Origin of the sequence: Synechococcus sp. RS9907 (assembly GCF_014279615.1) — a bacterium.
Lineage (GTDB): Bacteria > Cyanobacteriota > Cyanobacteriia > PCC-6307 > Cyanobiaceae > Parasynechococcus.
The window spans coordinates 1,391,785-1,409,621 of the sequence record NZ_CP047944.1; the positions used below are offsets into that span (position 1 = coordinate 1,391,785).

A 17,837-nucleotide genomic window follows, 5' to 3' on the forward strand; every position below is an offset into this window, starting at 1 on the left:
CAACCATCCCGTTCCAGCGCGCATGCGTGCCTTTCAGAACCTGTTCAATCAGTTGGATCAGGTCACGGGCACCAAGGCCAAGGTGCAAGTGCTGGTGGATCACTTTCAGGGGGTCGAAGCAGGGGAGGCGGCCTGGGCGTTGACGCTGCTGCTGGGCAAGCGCCGCAGGCGCCTGATCACCGGTCGCCGACTCCGCGACATCCTGCGGGACCGCGGTGGTCTTCCGGATTGGCTGATCGACGACTGCTACGGCCAGGTGGGCGACTCAGCTGAAACCATCAGCCTGCTCTGGCCCGCCGTGCAAGAGCGCGTCGAAGCAAGCGATCCGGATCTGCCCAGCGGTGATGGAGACATGCCCCTGAGCTGGTGGATGGACACCCTGCTGCCGGCCATCAGCACCAGAAGCGACGACGATCAGGCCAATGCCGTGATCTGGCTCTGGCACCGAACCCCGCTCGACCAGCACTTCATCGTTAATAAGTTGCTCACGGGGGGATTCCGCGTCGGCGTGTCGACGGGCCTGATCAGCAGGGCCATCGCCGAAGCGTTTGATCTCGAAGAAAGCCTTGTGGTGCAACGGCTGATGGGCGGCTTTGAGCCCTCCGCCGAGCGCTTCAGGCAACTCACCGCCTGCGCAACGGCGGATGAACACCGTTCCAGCGGCACCCCCTACCCCTTCTATCTCGCCAGTCCCCTGGAACCCGAACGACTGCTGGAGACATCGGCAAGCGATTGGCAACTGGAGTGGAAATGGGATGGAATCCGCGGTCAGCTGATTCATCGCGGCTCCGGCGTCTACCTCTGGAGCCGTGGAGAAGAGCTGGTCAACGAGAGCTTCCCTGAACTTGTGGAGGTGGCCAAGGCCTTGCCATCCGGCAGCGTTCTGGACGGCGAGCTGATCTGCTGGCAACAGGACGCCGCCGAACCGCTTGGCTTTGATCAGCTGCAACGACGGCTGGGCCGCAAAAGCGTTGGAGCAACGTTGAAACGGGATTGCCCGATGCGGTTCATCGCCTACGACCTGCTGGAACATCAGGGCATCGACATCCGCCAGCAGGGATTACGGCAGCGCCAGCAGCAGCTGGCTGCGCTGCTGGGCAGCATCGAGCATCCCGAGTCGTGGCGGCTGAAGCAGAGCCCGTCCTGGTCGATCGACTCCTGGGAGGACCTGGAGACACAGCGCAACCAGGCCCGTCAGCACAACGCCGAAGGGCTGATGATCAAACAGGCGGAATCGCCCTACCTGAGCGGCCGCAAACGGGGCAACTGGTGGAAACACAAGCTGGAGCCGATGACCCTCGATGCGGTGCTCCTCTATGCCCAGGCCGGCAGTGGGCGTCGCGCCAACCTCTTCACCGACTACACCTTCGGCCTCTGGACCAACGCTGAAGAGCCGCAGTTGGTGACCTTCGCCAAGGCCTATTCCGGCCTCAACGATGCCGAAATCCTCGAGCTGGACCGCTGGATCCGACGCAACACACTGCAGCGCTTCGGACCGGCACGGTCCCTGAAAACCGAGCTGGTGTTTGAAATCGGCTTTGAGGGCATCCACCCCTCAAAACGCCATAAATCCGGCATCGCCGTGCGTTTCCCGCGGATCCTGCGCTGGCGACGCGACAAACCCGCCGATGAAGCGGATTCACTCCAGACCGCGATGGCATTGATCGAGAACCGCTGATGGCAGCTTTAGAAAAGAAGGCAAAAGCAAAGGCCAAGGCCAAACCATCAACTGACGACCCTCGCTTGGACCCGATCCATGCCTGGTTCGCGCGGAGGAACTGGACGCCGCTGCCGTTCCAGCAGCAGACCTGGAGCGCCTATCTGGCGGGGCGGAATGGCTTGATCCAAGTGCCCACAGGGTCTGGCAAAACCTTCGCCGCCGTGATGGGACCGATCGCGCGGATGTTGGCGGAGGAGCAGCCGTTGAAGGGAATACGACTGCTCTACATCACGCCCTTGCGGGCCCTCAGCCGCGACTTATCGCTGGCGATCCGCGAACCGATCGAGGCGATGGGCTGGCCGATTCGGGTGGGCATCCGCAATGGCGACAGCAGCAGCAGCGAACGCACCAAACAGCTCAAGGCACCACCACAGATTCTGGTGACGACTCCGGAGTCCCTCGCCCTGCTGCTGAGCAATGCCAAGGCCGAAGAGCTGTTTGGCCAACTCGAGACGGTGATCCTCGATGAATGGCACGAGTTGATGGGCAGCAAACGGGGCAGCCAGACGGAGCTGTGCCTGAGCTGGTTGCGCCAGCTGCGCCCCCAGCTCCAGACCTGGGCCATCAGTGCCACCATCGGCAACCTCGAGCAGGCAGCGCGCCATGCCCTGGGAACGGCAAGTGAGCCACAGCTGATCGGGGGCGCTCCTGCCCGCAGCACGGAGATTCAGAGCATCCTTCCGGAGACGATCGATGGCTTCCCCTGGGCCGGACACCTCGGGTTGCGGATGTACGAGGAGCTGGTGGCCCGTCTCAATCCCGGCATCAGCACCTTGCTGTTCACCAACACCCGCAATCAGTCGGAGCGTTGGCACCAGTGTCTGCGCTTCGCCTGCCCGGAAATGGAAGAGGGATTGGCCCTGCACCACAGCGCCATTGATCGCAGCGAGCGGGAAGCGATCGAAGCCTCCGTGAAAGCCGGCGGCATTCGCTGGGTGGTCTGCACCAGCTCCCTGGACCTCGGGGTGGACTTCCAACCCGTGGAACAGGTGGTGCAGATCGGGAGCCCGAAGAATCTGGCGCGGCTGCTGCAGCGGGCGGGGCGGTCAGCGCACTTGCCCGGCGGCACATCCCAGGTGCTGTTCATGCCCACCAATGCGCTCGAACTACTCGAGCTCAGTGCTGTGCGTCGGGGACTGGCGGAGGGGCTGGTGGAACAACGCAAGCCGCCGAAAGCCCCTCTGGATGTGCTGTTGCAGCACCTCACGGGCTTGGCCTGCGGCCCTGGCTTCCATCCGGAGCAGACCTTGCAGGCCGTGCGCAGCTGTGCGGCCTACACCGAGCTGAGCCAGGAGGATTGGGACTGGTGCATGTTGTTTCTGGAGCAGGGCGGTGAGTGCCTCGGGGCCTACCCCCGCTACCGCAAGCTCGAGTGGGAGGAGACAAGCCAGCGCTACCGGGTTCGCGAGAAGGCCATCGCCCGGCTGCACCGTCTCAACGTTGGAACGATCACGGCCGCACCGGCGATCACGGTGCGCTTTGTACGTGGCGCGGTGCTTGGCCATGTGGAGGAGACCTTCATCAGCCAGCTGAAGCCGAAGGATGTGTTCTTCTTCTCCGGCCGCCAGCTGGAATTCGTGCGGCTGCGCGACATGACCGCCTACGTGAAGGTGAGCACCAAGAAAACGCGCACCGTGCCTGCCTGGGCTGGGGGGCAGATGGCTCTCTCCGATCTGCTGACCCATCACCTGCGTCTTGAGGTGGACCGCGCCAGCCGTGGTGATCTCGACAACGCTGAACTTCAGGCTCTGAAGCCCCTGTTTGATCGACAACAGGACATCTCGGTGTTGCCGACGGTGGGTCAGCTGCTGATTGAGACCTGTCGCACCCGGGAAGGCACACATCTGTATGCCTACCCCTTTGAAGGGCGGTTCGTGCATGAGGGCATCGGCTTCCTCTGGGCGTCGCGGCTCACCCGTCTGGAGCGGGGCACGATCACGGTGTCGGTGAACGACTACGGCTTTGAGCTGTTGGCGCCGAAGAGCTACCCCATGGCGGAGTTGCTGGAAGACCACATCGATCTGCTGCTCGATCGCCAAAAGCTGGAGCGGGATCTGAAGAACGCACTGAATCTTTCCGAGCTGCAACGGCGACGCTTCCGCGCCATCGCCCAGATCGCAGGCCTGATGAACCGGGGATTCCCAGGATCGAGCAAAAGCACTGGTCAGCTTCAGGTCAGTGCATCGCTGCTGTTCGATGTGTTCAGCCGGCATGAGCCGAACAACCGCTTGCTGCTGCAGGCGCAGCAGGAGGTGCTCGATGACCAGTTGGAGATCTCACGCCTGGAGGCGGCCTTAGAGCGCGCTGCAAACCAGGAATGGCTGCACGTTGAAACTCCGCGGCCCAGCCCATTGGCCTTTCCACTGTTGGTGGAACGGCTGAACAACAGGATGAGCAATGAATCCGTTTTGGAGCGGGTTCAGCGGATGAAGGACGAGGCGATCAGGCGCGAGGGGTAGCGATCACTCCAAGCCCCGCCAAGGGCAGATGTCGCTGAGGCCGGTAATACCCAGGCGAGGAGACCGGGGAACCTGAAGTCAATCTGTTCCGAAGCTGAGTGTTCTGGCCTCAACCCGGATCAGTTCTGTTGACGCGATTTCTTCACTGCGAGCCCAGCCTCTACTGCTGTTCCAGCTGCGAGAGCAACGAGCCCAAGCAAGCCAATCCATTGGTTTTGGATTTCTTCGGCAGCCTCAGCCCCCTGTCCCAGCACTCCACCCAGCACGAACCAGGTCGTCGCCAAAGCAGACGTGATCCAGTACGCCTTCCAGCGGCGCTGATAGAGGTAGCCGGCACCCAAGCCCGGAACCACGTTCAACGTGACGGCAACCCAGCCTGCCGATGCGGCAAGGATCTCTCTTTTGGTGGGCGCCATAACAACTGGTGTTTCGGTGCATTTTTGTCGATCTTGAGAGCCATCGCGCGTGGCGAGCACTCATCAATAGGGCCCAAATCGCGTCGCACAGGCAGCACCACACTGGGCACCCAAAGCGATGGCCTCCGCCAGGGGCCAGCGCGCCGCAAGACCTGTGACCACTCCCGCCGCAAAGCTGTCGCCGCAGCCATAGCTCTCGACCAAGGGCCCCGGAAGGGGTGATGGGTCATAGCGGCCGCCTGGATGACTAATGCCGCCTGCGGCACCTTCCGTGCGAATCACTGTGTGGGGAGCTGGATTCAACTGCCCCAACTCCACCCGTTCACCCGGATCAAGGCCACTGCCGATCAAGGCATCGAGGGGCACCCCGGCCTGCTGAAGCACGGGCAAACGAACGCGCGGGGTCGCCGCCAGAACTGCAGCAGAACGGCAGGCTTTCAACAGAGAAGCATCAGCTGCCGTGACGAACAGGCCGTCGCATTGGCCAAGGGCGTTCCAGGGAAGGTCGTCAGCCAGTGATGGGGTGAGCCGCTCGCCGATCACCGTGATCGCCCGATCCCCCTCACCATCAACCATGCTCACGCCACGACGGGTTTGCACCTCCCTCCAGGCGACATGAACCTCAAGGCCCAGATCCTCGAGTCGCTTGACGCAGGCTTCACCGACCGAATCGCGACCTAAAGCCGTAAAGAACTGGACGGGTTGCTGCTGCAACCGTGCCATCTGCACCGCAACGACGGCTCCACCACCAGCGGGTTCCTGCAGAGTCTGCAAGGCGTGACCAATGGCCCCGGGGCGGGGCAACTGATCCACCGCCAAAAATTCCACCCATTCCACATGACCCACAACGGCCAAGCGCAGGGGAGGCAGGGATGAGCCGGAAGACAAGGGCCGTTGAAGCTGCTGGGCCCCATCCTCTCTGCAGGAACGGCTCAACAACAGAATGGACGCGGATGGAGAACGAGACACTCAGACCGATATTTATCGTTTGCATGAGTTTTTCTCTTGCTGTATTTGATGAGATGAACCCCTGTATTCACAGCATCTTGTGCACTCCTGGGATTCACATCTTCCAGTCGATTTATTATTTAGACCGATTGCAGTTCTTCGAATGCCCGAATGATATGGAGCTCAATCAAGCCACAAAAAAGCCCCGCCTGAGCAGCGGGGCCATTCAAACCACATTCTTGGAAAGATTCTTCAATTAACGCGGTGAACCGTTGTAGATAACATCAACAACCGAAGCTCCATCTCGAGAGACAAGAATTTCAGTTTCAACAGTGGGTTGACCACCAGCCTCTTGCCAGCCTGGAGAGCCACCATCAAACACGAACAGGTAGCCATCGCTTGCATTCTTCAAGCAGTTGCCACCTCCCTTACCGGTGGCGTACATGCATTTCGAAGCTCTGTAGTTGTTGAGTCCACCGTTGATGGACTCAGCTTGCATCCTGGCGGTGTTCAGCGCACGGACGTTTTCTTTCGAAACCTTTTGGGCAAAAGCGGGGGACACCAGCAGTGCACTCACCAGGAATCCCGTCGACAGACTGACGACTCTTTTCAAGATGAATCAATTGGAGGGGCTTCCACTGCCTAGCAACGTGTCACCCGATGAACAGCAACCCAAGAAAGGTTTGTTCGTTTCGGACCAACAGGCGCGCCTTATGCTCCAGCAGCACACGCGACCAGCAACGTTGGCCAAGCTCGGGAAGATCAAGCTCAAACAGATTCCGCAACTGAACACGGCCAACAGCTCACCCTTGATTCGGAAACACAAAGAGGTTCTGAATCTGATGATGAGAACGCTTTCCCTCGATACCTACGGGCTCACCTGGGCCCAGTTCATCAAGGGGTTTGGTTGCGGTGCTTTGGCCGTTTGGCTGCTCATGCGCTGAGCTCAGCCATGACGCACGGGCCTTCCACCCCGTCGCAGCGACTCCAACATTCCCTTTTTCAAGGCCGTCAGTTTTGGTGCCGGCTCGTTCAATGCAGCTTCCGCCCGTGTCTTGGCCGCGGCAATGAAGCGATCCGTTTTATCTCCAGAATCAAAAGCCACGGTTCCTCAGCAAGAACCACCAAAGGTATGGATCAGCACCTGTTGAGGCTCAGGACTTAAGAAAGATGCCTGAACTCAACAGATGTGGGTGCAAGCTCCCCACAGCCATTCCCTCGATCGCAGAATCGTTGCTATCGGTTGGAGGTTGCAGCAACCCGATGAGCCGTTACCCCGTCTTCTATTGCGCTCCAGCGGCCGTTGATGCTGGCTTCAAGCCTGTCGAAGCGGCGGACGCCTACGAGGCTGAGCAAATCGTGCAGCGCGAGCACCCCGGCGCAGTCACGGCCTCTCTGAGCGAACGGGTGACCAACGAAGAGGAAATCCGCCGGTTGTTTGTGGCCTGGCTCGAAAAAGTCTGAACACCTGGAGCCACCAAAGGGGTGCATGGAACGCAATCCGTTGTCGGTCACGCCCCCCAGCTGGCTGGACATCGACCCCGACAGCTACAAGCGGCTGCTGAACCGCACGGCGGTGACGATCACCAAGCGCGCCAGGAAGCGAGGGGCGACGTATCAGGTGAGGGAGGCCATCGATGCCATCCATGCAGCCTTTCAACGTTGTGACGGCACCGATCCCTACGACGGACTGCCACTGGACAATCGCCTTCATGATGGAGGCCGCAGTCCGACCGTCTCCCCGGTGAGCAGCAGCACCACCGCAACCTTTGAGATTCTCAGCCTGCAGACCAAGGAAGCCAAAGGGGAGAGGAACGGCGAGGAGTTCATCGCCCACTGCCGTGCCGTCGTCGCGCATGCCGACGCGTCATCACAGGCCCAGCGATGAGCAGCGCCAAGAAGCTGTTCCTGGTGGTGCTGGGGGGCCGTTGCAAGGGCTGCCATGTGGAGCAGCACGATGTTCGCTGGGTCGTGGGCGAGACCATCGACGCAACGCTGCCGGCGCTGCGGCAGGAATGGATCGGCCTCCGCCGCGGCTTGCACATCGACAGCTACCGCTGCATCGACCATGTCGATGGCTATCGCGTTGAGGTTGTTGAGCAAGCGCAGGATCCATCCAGTGTTGACGGTCCGCAGCTGTGGTTCGTCAACCTTGGCGCCTATGACCCCACCTCGATGGCAGAACAGCATGCCTTCGGGGTGATCGTGGCCCGTTCTTCAGCCTCCGCCAAGGCGCGGGCACGGCAGCGTTGGCTGAACGGACAGGAGCAGGTGCACAAGGACGATCTTCACCCTGTCGAAATGGACAGCGCGCTCGATGATCTGCTGCCGATTCACGGCAATGGCCAGTGGCACTTGAAACTGATCGCGGGTGGCCAAGTTGACGACGGCCAAGTTGACGATGGCCCAGCCCATCCCGATTGGTACGGCTACTGGAAGATCTGACCACAGAACCAACACGGCTCAGCTACAACAAACCACCACGTTGAGGATGTGTCGTGCTGATCTTGATCCTCCTCGTGCTGACGGGCTCCTACGCCGGACTGTGGGCCCTGCGTTTCGTGCTCGAACAACGCACAGACACCGAGTAGGGAATCACGCCCTCAAGACGCATCCAGTCACATCTGGCCGAGATGCTGTCACGTTCACCAGGCAGAGCCGAAATACGTTTTCCTCAGTCCATCGACGCCCCATGTCGCTTGTTCAACGTCTTGGCATCGCTGCGTTCGTGGTGGTCATCACTGGTATCGGTCTGAGTCCTGCTGTGGAAGCCCATAGTGCTCATCACCATCACCACCACCACTCCCGCAAAAACAAAAAAAAGAAGGCCTACAACAGGGGCTACAAGCATGGCTACAGAAAGGCCATCGAAAACAGCTACCGCCCCCACTACCGAAGGCACTACCGCAGCTATTCCCCGCTGTACGGCCTCATGGTTTCACCGAGGCCCCGGCGCGTCATCGTCACCCCAACGCCCTGGATGGTTCCGGTTCACCCGCATCACCAGGGCAGCCGCGTCCATGTTGGGCACGGGTTCCATCTCTAGACACTGCGTCTTCCACCATGTCTGATCGAATCAGCAAAGACGCCAGCGAGGCCTGGCGCGACCATGTGCTGAAGCAGGTGGTGGATTACCTGGAAAGAAATCGCGATGAAATCATCGATGGCTTCGAAGCGGAGAATGCTCACAACTTGAAGCGTGAAGACATCGAACAATCCGATCTTCTCGATTTCGATGTTTCAGTCACGCTGCATCGCGATCAATCTTCATCCTTTGGCCTTGGATTCGGTTTTTTCAAGGCCAACATGATTCGCTGAATCAACCCGCAGGCTTCCAGATCACCTCGGGGTCCTGGCGTTGGAGTGTCTGTTCAGCCAGCTTGAGGTAATAGAAATAGCTCTGTCTGTCTTCCGATTCAGCTGCTTTGTTCATCAAGTGCAGATAACTGAGACGCTGATCGCTGTTCATGCATGGGCTGGAAGAGAAGCAAACAATCACCTCAGCTGGCCTTCAACTTCGGTATCCGAGCGAACAACCGAAACAATTCTGGGTATCACTGGAGCACTTTTTTATCTTTTCTTTTGAAACTCTGGCCACAAAACCCGTCCTCACGATGCAATCAACAGGGCTGGAAATTCGTCGTGACAGGCGGACCACCTCCAGGAGGAACAACACAGCTTGGATCGGATGAGCCTGTGTTCTGCTCGGGCAACGCAGGAGATTGGCCAGGCCCTCCCGGCGATGCCGGACCCAAGTCAATCTTGCCGGGCCGGGTCAGTTGGGACGTGACGTTGAACGCCAACCCGCCGAGCAAGCCAAGCCCCATCGAGGCCGAAAAAGCAACAAGAATTTGACGCTGACGGTTGTTCATCCCACTGCTCGATCCCGATGAAGGTTGATTGGCCGCGAGCTCTGGCCTCAATCTCAGTGAAGAACGGAGATTTGACAGATCAAAACAGACCGCCGGATGATCCGCTTGCTGCAACCGGAACGATCGAAACACAGTCTCTGCTGACGCTGCTCACACCCTTCCTCGTGTTCGGGGCCTTGTTTGTGGTGCTCCTGCTGGTCTGGGACCGATGACAGCCCCGGTTGCGGGACTGTTCTGGACGCCATACGCCGATTGGATCTACACCGTGGTCAGCCTGAGTGGCTTGATGCTGATCACCTGGCTTGTGCTGGGCCGCAGCAGCGGCAGCTGAACCACTTGGACGCACGTCAAGGGCGTCAGGCAGCAAGCATCTCCATCTCGGGCTCAAGCAGCACATCGCGGGCGGTGTTGAACCGTGTCATCACTTCAGGGTCGCCCCCTTTATCGGGATGGTGTTGAACAGCCAGAAGCTTGTGTGCCCGCTTCACCTGGGCAACGGTTAACCGCCCAGTGAGCGGCAGGCCGAGGCACTGTCTGGCCTGAATCGCCTCCAGGCCGGGGTCGCGCCCCATCGGGCATTGATCACGGCGATGGTTTGACGTTCCCGGCTTGCGCTTCTTGCTGGATTTGCGTTTGGCCGACGTGGCCTGACCCCCAAACCCTTTCGATTCCTGCACAAGCTGATCGCCGAAGCAGGCCACAATGCCTGATTGCTTGGTTCAATCTCCGAGCTGCGGCCACCAGCGCTCGATGCGATCGGTGGAGCCGTACCAGCTTTGGCCGAACAATCCGCCGTGGGCCGTATCAGCCAGCTCAATCGACCGGGCATCCCGCAGCAGAGCTGATGGAAGGGGAACCAGACCGTCCCCCTGCAGATCCGGGTCGCCCATGATCTGGCGATAGCTGCGGGCAGCGCTGCGGCGCGAAAAATTGGATGCATTCGCTCCCAGCGGATCAAGCCGACCCGCAACCGCGACGTAGTCCACCCGATCGGCTTCAGGGCAACCCGGAAACTCACGATCCACACGAGCCCGCAGCGGTGTGGCACGCAGGGCCTGATGGGGACTGCCGAGCGTGATCAGGCGATTGCAGCGGGCTGCACCGTTGTAACGGCGTCCCAGAAAGGTCTGATCAGCCAGATAGGGCCGCAACATCACCCCGCCGGAGCTGTGACCAATCAACGTGACGCGCCCTGTAGGCGACTGGCTTTGAAGTTCACACACAGCGGCATCAACGCGATCAAGCAGGCGACGCCAACCGAAACCCCAGCTGGTGGCCAGCCAATCCAATTTGGACGCAGGCACGATGTGCACCGCAGCGCCGGTGACCTGATCAATCCAATCAGCGAGGGGGCGATAGGCCTCCTGCGTGATCAGAAAGCCACCAAAGATGACGACGGGCTGGTTGAGGCGAGACGTGCTGCTCACCGAATCAACGCACATTGCGGAGCCTTGATCAGGTCGTAGCCACGCCGAATGCGGCTTCCACCAGGTTCAAGAACCGTGCTCAGCTGTTGATCCTCAGACGAAGCCTCAAGAACCACCTGCTGACCGATCAACACGATCCTGAAGCGCCAGAGGAGAAGACCCGGAAGGGTGAAGCTCATGGAGATCCTGGTTCTCGCCTCACGCTGCCGCAATTCAGAACAACGTCCATCCCTGCAAGGCAAAGGAAAGTCGAGGAATCAGTAGAGAGGTTTCTCGGCCACGACGGCGAAGAAAGGATCTCCCTTGCCACCGAACAAGCCCATCACACCCTCGGCGCGGGTGTCTTCGGCAACGATCTCCGGCTGGGGCCAGCCCTGGGCCATCAACACCTCAGCGACATAACGCAGGTGATCACCGTCATCACCGTCGGTCCAGACCTGGGGAGCCTTGGTGAAGAACATTCGATTGGAAAACGCCACGATCACCTGGCCCCGGGGGCGGGTGATCCGCCACAGCTCAGCGGCGATCGGCTCGGGCTGTTGCAGGTACTGCCAACCGGCCACGATCAAGGTGGCATCGATCGATGCATCCTCAACCGGGAGGGTTTGGTCGCGGTTGAGGTTCTGAACCCAGTGCCGATCCAAGCGGGGGTTGGCACTCAGCTCCTCAGTATTGAGGCCATGGCCGATGACGTTGTCGTAACTGACATCGTCCGGCAGGTGACTCACCCAACTGCTCATCAGATCCAGCACCTGGGCACAGGGAGGAATGCGCTCGCGGTAGAGGGCCGTCAGCCGAGCACGAAAACCCGCATCCAGATGGTGAACGAAACGCGGCTCGCTGTAGAAGATCGCGTCGTCGGTGGCATCCAACTTGAAGCGTTGGGAGTCCTTCAGAACAGGAACAACCGTCATCGATCAACCCAGCTGCAGGTACCAGCGCAGAGCTGCACCAAGCTGACCCGCGATTCCCAAGCCCGTGGCTTTTTCAAGCACCACGGCAGCCAAGAAACCGAGCATGGCCACCCGGCCATTGAGCCGCTCCACATCGGTCAGGGCAGACCGGTTCCAGGGGCGTGCTGTGGTGAGCGACTCGCCGAAGCGTTCCGGTTCCTCGTAACGAAAAGCAGGCCGACTCATCGCAATGCGCAGATCCAGCGGACCTTAACCACGGTTCCATCGCGACCGGGGTAGACGGTCCAGGCACCATCGGCCTGGCGTTGCTCCAGCCGACCTTTGGCACAGTTGGCTCGCATCGGCAGAACCCGTTGGGTCCACCGGTCCTGGCCAGCGCGCTGAATCAGCAGGCCTGCTTCCACCTCAACGGAACCGTCCACGCTCTTGGGGGCCCGGATGTATTCAGCCGCCTTGATCGCGGGGGTGTCGAGGGCTTCCATGAAGATCCAGCCGTCGCCCGGCAGCAGATCGCCGCGACGGGATTGCCAAACCGCCGGCTCCTGCATCGGCTGCCATTCCGCCTGAACAGGCCCTGCGATCAGGGACAGGAATGACGCGAGAGCAACGTTGAAGGCCAGAGCAGGGGAGGCCATGGGCAGCGGGATGCGGGCAGAGAGGTGAGACGGACTGTCGGTCGCTTCAAACAGCTTTACGAAGCGTTGAAACGCAAACATGAATGAATGGTTATGGAATTCCTCAGGGCAGGAGTGCCAGCTTGAAACCACTGTTTCATCAGTCCATGGCCAGCATTGCTCAGGGACGGGCTGCCTACACCGTCCGACACAAGACCTCCAACGGAGAAAAGCTGGAATCCTGCTTCTACGCCACCGATGCCTTTGAGGCCCGTCTGCTGGCCATGGAGTTCAACGCTTATATCCGGCAACACCCGAACTGCATCGATTCGATCCTCAGGACCGAGGCTTGAGCGGCGCCCGGCGACGCTCCACCTGAACGAAGACCAGCCAGGCCAAGCTGGCGAGCCCCCCTCCGATCCAATCACTGCGCAGCAGTTCCACCAGGGCAACGGTGCTGGCCCCGATGCGCAGTCCCCGTAGAAGCAGGTCCGTTATGGGAGGTGTCCGGCGCTTGTCGCGCTGCATGGGCCGACTCCGAAAAGATGGGGGTGTTGCAGAGCCCCATGATCTCAGCCTTGCCTGGTTCTCCTGCCGCAGCTCTTCTGGCGAGGGAAGACCAGAGCCGCCGTGAGGGCAGCGGCATTCAGATCGAGCAGCTGCCGGGCTGCTGGATGTTGCAGCAGACCTGGACGCGCAGTGGGGATCCACCGACGCCCGGCACCGCAACGCTGCTGCGTTGGCTGCAGGCCAGCCTGACCTTGAGCCACGGCGACCAGGGCCTGAGCATCGTGAATCAGGTCTGCCTGGCCGGTTTCCGGTTGCGGTTCAGCGGCCAGGCCCAGCTGAAGGGTTCCAGACCACTGCTGATGTTCAGCTTCACGTCGTTGGAGCTGAGCTGGTCCGATCAGGTGCTGCTGCAGCGAAGCCTGCCGTCACCGGAACCCCAACGCTTGCCCTTCTTTGCCCTGATTGAACTGAACGAGCAGCAGGGAACACTCACAGCGCGGGGGCGGGGCGGTGGACTGGCCCAGTGGTCCCGCAAGACAAAGGAGGCGTCATGAAGCCCGCCGTCGCCCTGGCCATGCTCGAGCGGGAAGGCCGATGGCTGCTCCAACTGCGCGACGACATCGACTCGATCATTTATCCGGGCCACTGGGGGTTGTTTGGCGGCCATCTTGATCCGGGAGAAACAGCCAGCGAAGCCGTGCACCGCGAATTGCAGGAGGAGATCGATTGGTCACCCAGCGTGCCGCTCGAACCATGGTTCAGCGATGACAGCGGCAACCGGGTGGCCCACGTGTTCCGTGGAACGCTCAGCGTGCCCTTGAGCCAACTGCAGTTGAAGGAGGGCCAGGAGATGAAGTTGGTGCCCCTCAGTGATCTGGTGGGTGACGCCATCTGGAGTGAGCGGCAGCAGGAGCTCCGGCCCGTCGCGCCGCGCCTCTCGATCGTGATCGATCGGTTGCTGCAGGAGGGCCATGACCACTGAAACCTGGCTGGATCTACGCAATGTGGAGGCATGGCTGGGCGATCGCCCGGTGCTGCACGACCTCAACCTGCAATTGAAACTGCGGCAGTCCACAACGGTGTTGGGGCCCAATGGCGCAGGCAAAAGCAGCCTGGTGAAACTGATCGACCGCAGCCTGTATCCCATCGTTCGCGCCGACGCTCATCTGCGGTTGTTTGGCAGCGATACGGTGAACCTCTGGGCGCTGCGCAACCGGCTGGGGGTGGTGTCGAGCGACATGGAACAGCGGCTTCATCCCAAAACAACTGTTGAAGAGGCGGTGGTGAGCAATTTTTTTGGGGCCACCCGGCTGGGCCGGGATCAGAAGCCCAGCGCGCGGCAATGGGAGCAGGCGCGGGATCTGCTCGATCAACTGCACCTCCACAGCATCCGTGAACGCTGCTGCGGAGAGTTATCGGACGGACAGCGGCGCCGCCTGTTGATCGTTCGCGCCCTGGTTCACCAACCCGAAGTGCTGGTGCTGGATGAGCCGAGCCGAGCCCTCGACCTCCAGGCCTGCCATCAGTTGCTAGCGATCCTGCGGCGCTTGATCCAAGCGGGAACCACCGTGGTGCAGGTCACCCATCGGGTGGACACGATCGTTCCAGAGATGGAACGGGTGCTGTTTCTGGCACAGGGACGTCTTGTTGGGGATGGAAGCCCACGGGAGATGCTGCGGCCCGCCGAGCTGAGTGAACTGTTCAACACCCCGCTCAACGTGGTGGAAGCCCATGGGTTTCGCCAGGTTCTTCCGGGGTAGATCCTTCGGCAGAACCCTGCTCTGCTAGGGATGAGGGCCAGACCACGCAATCGCCATGGCAACGGCAGAACAGAAAAAGACCATCACCAAGAAGCGCCTGCAGGAGCTGCGCAACCAGTGCCGTGACCACTACAACGTGGTGGCTGATGGTGTTCTGCCCGACGGTGCCGATGTGCGCGTCACCATGGGCAAGCTCCAGGAGCTGATCGAGCTGCTGGATGGCAAAGCCAAGTGGGATGACAGCGAAGCCTCCTGAGGCGTTCCAGAACATGCGGGACGATCTTGATTACCGCGAGCCTTGGGACCAGGACGGTTCCAAGCGAACGGCATCTGATCAGGGTCGTTCCGCCAAGGACTTTCACTTTCGAGAAGCCGGCGTTCAGCGCTTCAACGACACCTACGACTGGGACGACGACGAGCGCTGATCCACTGATCCACTCATCCACTCATCAACTGATCAGAGACGCCGCAGCACCCCCTGCCCAGGGGCGAGCAGGAAGGCGAGCACGAATTGCGCGGTTTGCGCCAGCACGATGCAACCGGCGGTGGAGCTGTCGGTCCAGTAGCTGATGAACACCCCCAGCACACTGGAGAGAATGCTGCTGGTGACGGCCAGCAGCGTCATCCGGTCGAACCGATCGGTGAGCAGATAGGCCGTGGCACCGGGGGTGACGAGCATCGACACCACCAGGATGATTCCCACGGTCTGCAGACCAGCAACGGCGGCGAGGGACAGGAGTCCCAGCAGCATGTAGTGCAGGAGTCCGGTGTTGATCCCGATCGATCGGGCGTGGGTGGGATCGAAGCAGAAGAGCATCAGGTCCCGCCGAAACAACAGCAGCAGCAGCAGCACCAGCACCGAAATCACCAGGGTCTGCTGAACGTCCCCCGCTGAGATCCCCAGAACATTGCCGAAGAGGATGTGGGTGAGATCGATGTTGCTGCGCGTCTTGGAGACGAGCACGAGCCCCAGAGCGAAGAAACCGGTGAAGACAAGCCCGATGACGGTGTCTTCCTTCACCCTCGACTTCTGCTTCACAAAGCCGATGGCGGCAACGGAGCCCACACCGAAGACGAACGCCCCCAGGGAGAAGGGAAGGCCCAGGGCGTAGGCAACCACCACACCAGGGAGGACCGCATGAGAGACGGCATCACCCATCAACGCCCATCCCTTCAGGGTCATGAAGCAGGACAACAGCCCGCAAACACCCCCAACCAGGGCACTGATCATCAACGCCTTCACCATGAAGGCGTGACTGAGGGGTTCCAGCAAAAGCTCCATCGGATCAGTATGGGCGCGCTGCAGTCGGTTCGATGCCCCGCGCCTCCACCCAGAACGCTCGTCCCGCACTGCGCCGGCTGCCCACCCGTCCCAGCCGGATGGTTCAGGCCGTGGTGAGCCGCCTGCTTCCGCTGCTCTTCCGCAGTCAGGGCCTTGAGCTGAGCCACCGTGATGCAGCAGAAGCCCTGGCCGAGGCCTTTGCAGCCCAGCAGTCGGGGGGCTGCAATCTGCTGATCGCCTTTCGGCACCCCAGCACCCGTGATCCGGTGGTGATGGCGGATCTGTTCTGGAACGGCATTCCCCAGGCAGCACGGCGGCTCAAGCTGCGGCTGCTACGACCCATCCAACTGCGCTTTCTCTACGACCGCGGCATTCCGATCTGGGCTGGCCCGGTGATCGGCTGGCTGTTGCAACGCAGTGGCGGCATCGCCATCCACCGCGGCCGCTTGGATCGCCCAGCGCTGGCCCAGGCCCGCGGGGCTCTAGCCCGGGGGCGCTACCCGCTGGTGGTGGCACCGGAAGGAGCCACCAACAACCTCTCAGGCGAGATGGCGCCCTTGGAGCCGGGGGTGGCCCAGCTGGCGTTCTGGGCCGCGGAGGATCTGGAGAAAGCCAACGACGAGCGGCCACTGGTGGTGTTGCCCATCGGCATTCACTACAGCTGGAGGCACCCCAACTGGATCGCCCTGCAGGCGCGGTTGGCGTCCCTCGAACGCCATCTCGGCATCAACTGCACCGACGCCGGCCCGGACAATCCCGAGACCACCAGCCACGACCGGCTGATCCAGATCGGCATGAATCTGCTCAAAGCCCTTGAGCAGCTCGAACGGCTGAAGCCCGACCCAGCTCAGACCTTCAGCGAACGGATTGATGCCTACCGCCGGCATGGCCTGGCCAAAGCCGAGACCCATTTCGGCCTGCGTGCCGTCGGCAATCTTCAGGAGCGCTGCCGCCGGATCGAGCAGGCCGCCTGGGATCGGATCTACAGGGAGGGTGTTGATCAGCTGCCGCCGCTGGAGCGGAGCCTGGCGGACTGGGAGGCACGGGAAGCCGACCTCCAACTCACCCGCATGCGACTGGTGGAGCATTTCACCAGCGTGAGTGGTCATTACATCAGTGATCGACCCGACTTTGACCGCTTTGCCGAGATGTTGCTGCTGGTGGAGGAAGCGATCGGCTGGATCGAAGACAGGCCCTGGAAGGGTCAGCCCAGCCTCGGCCCACAACGGGTGGAATTACGTCTTGGGCGGGCGTTGCAAGTCAGACCCAGACTGAGTCAGTACCGCAACAACCGACGAGAGGCCATACAGGTGTTCATGCAGGACCTGGAGCAGGCTCTCAACACGCTGATGACAAACACGTCCACCTGACAACACGCCCCATGCTGAACGCTTACCTGTTCTGCCTCCTTTCCGGGCTGGTGCTGATCAACCTCTCGTTGAACGATGACGGCGGCGGTGATGGTGAAGGGGGAGCGCTGAGCCTGCTTTTCAGCACACCGTTCTGGTCGTTTGGACTCACCGGCTTCGGCTTGTCTGGACTTCTCATGCAACTGCTGGTGCGCAACAACGGCGGTTGGCTCACCCACCTCATTGCCCTGACCATCGGAGGGGGGATGGGGCTGGCGGCGATGCGCGTGCTGCGCATGCTTGGCCAACGGGAGGCAAACAGCCTGGTGCGCAGCGACGATCTGGTCGGCTTGGAGGGAGTGGTGACCTTGGCGATGGATGGTGAGCAACGCGGCTTCGTGGAGGTGTCGATTAGAGGAACGCTTTTGCGCCGACCTGCGCTCAGTTGCAACGGAGCACTGGCCGCCAACACCAAGGTGGTTGTGGTCGCCAGCGACGATCACACACTGCGTGTGGAAACCCTTCAACTGCCTGAAGTGTGATGGTCGATTGGCACCACGGTTGCT

Annotated in this window: 30 protein-coding genes; 18 read left to right on the forward strand and 12 right to left on the reverse strand. The window is 61.0% G+C overall.

The features are described from left to right. Positions 1 to 22: 22 nt before the first annotated feature. Complete coding sequence (locus SynRS9907_RS07485) at positions 23 to 1,678, forward strand: ATP-dependent DNA ligase (protein WP_188022390.1); 1,656 nt, start codon at positions 23 to 25, stop codon at positions 1,676 to 1,678. After that, positions 1,678 to 4,179, forward strand: a complete 2,502-nt coding sequence (locus SynRS9907_RS07490; RefSeq protein WP_188020543.1) for a ligase-associated DNA damage response DEXH box helicase — start codon at positions 1,678 to 1,680, stop codon at positions 4,177 to 4,179. The genes SynRS9907_RS07485 and SynRS9907_RS07490 overlap by 1 nt, the downstream gene beginning before the upstream one ends. A gap of 119 nt (positions 4,180 to 4,298) precedes the next feature. Here the strand turns inward: SynRS9907_RS07490 and SynRS9907_RS07495 are convergent, their stop codons facing one another. From SynRS9907_RS07495 to SynRS9907_RS07505, 3 genes are all read right to left on the reverse strand, one after another. Further along, positions 4,299 to 4,595, reverse strand: a complete 297-nt coding sequence (locus SynRS9907_RS07495) for a hypothetical protein (RefSeq protein ID WP_188020544.1) — start codon at positions 4,593 to 4,595, stop codon at positions 4,299 to 4,301. Between the two features lie 63 nt (positions 4,596 to 4,658). Beyond that, positions 4,659 to 5,483 carry a PfkB family carbohydrate kinase gene (locus tag SynRS9907_RS07500; RefSeq protein WP_188020545.1) on the reverse strand — a complete coding sequence of 275 codons (825 nt, stop codon included), beginning with the start codon at positions 5,481 to 5,483 and terminating at the stop codon, positions 4,659 to 4,661. Positions 5,484 to 5,799: 316 nt separating this feature from the next. After that, the gene (locus SynRS9907_RS07505) at positions 5,800 to 6,042 is read right to left on the reverse strand and encodes a hypothetical protein (RefSeq protein ID WP_255445818.1); all 243 of its coding nucleotides are present in this window, start codon (positions 6,040 to 6,042) and stop codon (positions 5,800 to 5,802) included. On the opposite strand from SynRS9907_RS07505, the gene SynRS9907_RS14035 reads away from it, so the two are divergent. From SynRS9907_RS14035 to SynRS9907_RS07540, 6 genes are all read left to right on the forward strand, one after another. Then, positions 6,026 to 6,487, forward strand: coding sequence for a hypothetical protein (locus SynRS9907_RS14035; RefSeq protein WP_255445819.1), 462 nt, complete (start codon positions 6,026 to 6,028; stop codon positions 6,485 to 6,487). The genes SynRS9907_RS07505 and SynRS9907_RS14035 overlap by 17 nt on opposite strands. Positions 6,488 to 6,806: 319 nt before the next feature. Beyond that, positions 6,807 to 7,007: a hypothetical protein gene (locus SynRS9907_RS07520; protein WP_255445820.1), complete on the forward strand. Its 201-nt coding sequence runs from the start codon at positions 6,807 to 6,809 to the stop codon at positions 7,005 to 7,007. A gap of 25 nt (positions 7,008 to 7,032) precedes the next feature. Further along, on the forward strand, positions 7,033 to 7,431 hold the full coding sequence (locus tag SynRS9907_RS07525) for a hypothetical protein (protein ID WP_188020548.1): 399 nt from the start codon (positions 7,033 to 7,035) through the stop codon (positions 7,429 to 7,431). Next, positions 7,428 to 7,988: a DUF1543 domain-containing protein gene (locus tag SynRS9907_RS07530; protein WP_188020549.1), complete on the forward strand. Its 561-nt coding sequence runs from the start codon at positions 7,428 to 7,430 to the stop codon at positions 7,986 to 7,988. Before SynRS9907_RS07525 ends, SynRS9907_RS07530 begins: the two co-directional genes overlap by 4 nt. Positions 7,989 to 8,235: 247 nt before the next feature. Further along, positions 8,236 to 8,589: a hypothetical protein gene (locus SynRS9907_RS07535; RefSeq protein ID WP_188020550.1), complete on the forward strand. Its 354-nt coding sequence runs from the start codon at positions 8,236 to 8,238 to the stop codon at positions 8,587 to 8,589. 17 nt (positions 8,590 to 8,606) lie between these two features. Next, positions 8,607 to 8,861, forward strand: coding sequence for a hypothetical protein (locus tag SynRS9907_RS07540; RefSeq protein ID WP_188020551.1), 255 nt, complete (start codon positions 8,607 to 8,609; stop codon positions 8,859 to 8,861). Between the two features lies 1 nt (position 8,862). On the opposite strand, the gene SynRS9907_RS07545 is transcribed toward SynRS9907_RS07540, so the two are convergent. Further along, a complete protein-coding gene (locus tag SynRS9907_RS07545) occupies positions 8,863 to 9,012 on the reverse strand; it encodes a hypothetical protein (protein ID WP_186510432.1) in 150 nt (49 codons plus the stop codon). A gap of 474 nt (positions 9,013 to 9,486) precedes the next feature. On the opposite strand from SynRS9907_RS07545, the gene SynRS9907_RS07550 reads away from it, so the two are divergent. Further along, a complete protein-coding gene (locus SynRS9907_RS07550; RefSeq protein WP_188020552.1) occupies positions 9,487 to 9,627 on the forward strand; it encodes a hypothetical protein in 141 nt (46 codons plus the stop codon). Then, on the forward strand, positions 9,624 to 9,746 hold the full coding sequence (locus SynRS9907_RS07555) for a hypothetical protein (RefSeq protein ID WP_006849913.1): 123 nt from the start codon (positions 9,624 to 9,626) through the stop codon (positions 9,744 to 9,746). Before SynRS9907_RS07550 ends, SynRS9907_RS07555 begins: the two co-directional genes overlap by 4 nt. Before the next feature lie 25 nt (positions 9,747 to 9,771). On the opposite strand, the gene SynRS9907_RS07560 is transcribed toward SynRS9907_RS07555, so the two are convergent. From SynRS9907_RS07560 to SynRS9907_RS07585, 6 genes are all read right to left on the reverse strand, one after another. Continuing rightward, on the reverse strand, positions 9,772 to 10,116 hold the full coding sequence (locus SynRS9907_RS07560; RefSeq protein WP_188020553.1) for a molecular chaperone DnaJ: 345 nt from the start codon (positions 10,114 to 10,116) through the stop codon (positions 9,772 to 9,774). 18 nt (positions 10,117 to 10,134) lie between these two features. Continuing rightward, positions 10,135 to 10,857, reverse strand: a complete 723-nt coding sequence (locus tag SynRS9907_RS07565; protein ID WP_188020554.1) for an esterase — start codon at positions 10,855 to 10,857, stop codon at positions 10,135 to 10,137. Then, on the reverse strand, positions 10,839 to 11,021 hold the full coding sequence (locus tag SynRS9907_RS07570) for a hypothetical protein (RefSeq protein WP_006851627.1): 183 nt from the start codon (positions 11,019 to 11,021) through the stop codon (positions 10,839 to 10,841). The genes SynRS9907_RS07565 and SynRS9907_RS07570 overlap by 19 nt, the downstream gene beginning before the upstream one ends. 78 nt (positions 11,022 to 11,099) lie before the next feature. After that, positions 11,100 to 11,756: a methyltransferase domain-containing protein gene (locus SynRS9907_RS07575; RefSeq protein ID WP_188020555.1), complete on the reverse strand. Its 657-nt coding sequence runs from the start codon at positions 11,754 to 11,756 to the stop codon at positions 11,100 to 11,102. Between the two features lie 3 nt (positions 11,757 to 11,759). Continuing rightward, positions 11,760 to 11,981, reverse strand: coding sequence for a chlorophyll a/b-binding protein (locus tag SynRS9907_RS07580; RefSeq protein ID WP_115009146.1), 222 nt, complete (start codon positions 11,979 to 11,981; stop codon positions 11,760 to 11,762). Further along, positions 11,978 to 12,391 (reverse strand): hypothetical protein, encoded by a 414-nt coding sequence (locus tag SynRS9907_RS07585; protein ID WP_188022393.1) that lies wholly within the window; start codon positions 12,389 to 12,391, stop codon positions 11,978 to 11,980. Before SynRS9907_RS07585 ends, SynRS9907_RS07580 begins: the two co-directional genes overlap by 4 nt. 146 nt (positions 12,392 to 12,537) lie before the next feature. Between SynRS9907_RS07585 and SynRS9907_RS07590 the strand changes: the two genes are divergently transcribed. Next, positions 12,538 to 12,723 (forward strand): hypothetical protein, encoded by a 186-nt coding sequence (locus tag SynRS9907_RS07590; RefSeq protein ID WP_114989374.1) that lies wholly within the window; start codon positions 12,538 to 12,540, stop codon positions 12,721 to 12,723. Here the strand turns inward: SynRS9907_RS07590 and SynRS9907_RS07595 are convergent. Next, positions 12,707 to 12,898 (reverse strand): hypothetical protein, encoded by a 192-nt coding sequence (locus tag SynRS9907_RS07595; RefSeq protein WP_188020556.1) that lies wholly within the window; start codon positions 12,896 to 12,898, stop codon positions 12,707 to 12,709. The two genes, SynRS9907_RS07590 and SynRS9907_RS07595, sit on opposite strands and share 17 nt — an antisense overlap. Before the next feature lie 50 nt (positions 12,899 to 12,948). Between SynRS9907_RS07595 and SynRS9907_RS07600 the strand changes: the two genes are divergently transcribed. The 5 genes from SynRS9907_RS07600 to SynRS9907_RS07620 are packed head-to-tail and all read left to right on the forward strand — an operon-like array spanning position 12,949 to position 15,065. Beyond that, positions 12,949 to 13,434, forward strand: a complete 486-nt coding sequence (locus SynRS9907_RS07600; RefSeq protein ID WP_255445821.1) for a hypothetical protein — start codon at positions 12,949 to 12,951, stop codon at positions 13,432 to 13,434. Then, positions 13,431 to 13,862 carry an NUDIX hydrolase gene (locus tag SynRS9907_RS07605; protein ID WP_188020558.1) on the forward strand — a complete coding sequence of 144 codons (432 nt, stop codon included), beginning with the start codon at positions 13,431 to 13,433 and terminating at the stop codon, positions 13,860 to 13,862. Before SynRS9907_RS07600 ends, SynRS9907_RS07605 begins: the two co-directional genes overlap by 4 nt. After that, positions 13,852 to 14,640, forward strand: a complete 789-nt coding sequence (locus tag SynRS9907_RS07610) for an ABC transporter ATP-binding protein (RefSeq protein WP_188020559.1) — start codon at positions 13,852 to 13,854, stop codon at positions 14,638 to 14,640. Before SynRS9907_RS07605 ends, SynRS9907_RS07610 begins: the two co-directional genes overlap by 11 nt. A gap of 55 nt (positions 14,641 to 14,695) precedes the next feature. Beyond that, positions 14,696 to 14,896: a hypothetical protein gene (locus SynRS9907_RS07615; protein WP_006851769.1), complete on the forward strand. Its 201-nt coding sequence runs from the start codon at positions 14,696 to 14,698 to the stop codon at positions 14,894 to 14,896. Positions 14,897 to 14,909: 13 nt separating this feature from the next. Next, positions 14,910 to 15,065: a hypothetical protein gene (locus tag SynRS9907_RS07620; RefSeq protein ID WP_188020560.1), complete on the forward strand. Its 156-nt coding sequence runs from the start codon at positions 14,910 to 14,912 to the stop codon at positions 15,063 to 15,065. Positions 15,066 to 15,097: 32 nt separating this feature from the next. Here SynRS9907_RS07620 and SynRS9907_RS07625 read toward each other — a convergent pair whose 3' ends face one another. After that, positions 15,098 to 15,922, reverse strand: coding sequence for a metal ABC transporter permease (locus tag SynRS9907_RS07625; protein ID WP_188020561.1), 825 nt, complete (start codon positions 15,920 to 15,922; stop codon positions 15,098 to 15,100). Between the two features lie 32 nt (positions 15,923 to 15,954). Here SynRS9907_RS07625 and SynRS9907_RS07630 point away from each other — a divergent pair, with 32 nt between their 5' ends. Both SynRS9907_RS07630 and SynRS9907_RS07635 read left to right on the forward strand, forming a co-directional pair. Further along, positions 15,955 to 17,292, forward strand: a complete 1,338-nt coding sequence (locus tag SynRS9907_RS07630; protein ID WP_188020562.1) for a 1-acyl-sn-glycerol-3-phosphate acyltransferase — start codon at positions 15,955 to 15,957, stop codon at positions 17,290 to 17,292. Between the two features lie 11 nt (positions 17,293 to 17,303). Beyond that, complete coding sequence (locus SynRS9907_RS07635) at positions 17,304 to 17,813, forward strand: NfeD family protein (RefSeq protein WP_188020563.1); 510 nt, start codon at positions 17,304 to 17,306, stop codon at positions 17,811 to 17,813. Positions 17,814 to 17,837: the final 24 nt, after the last annotated feature.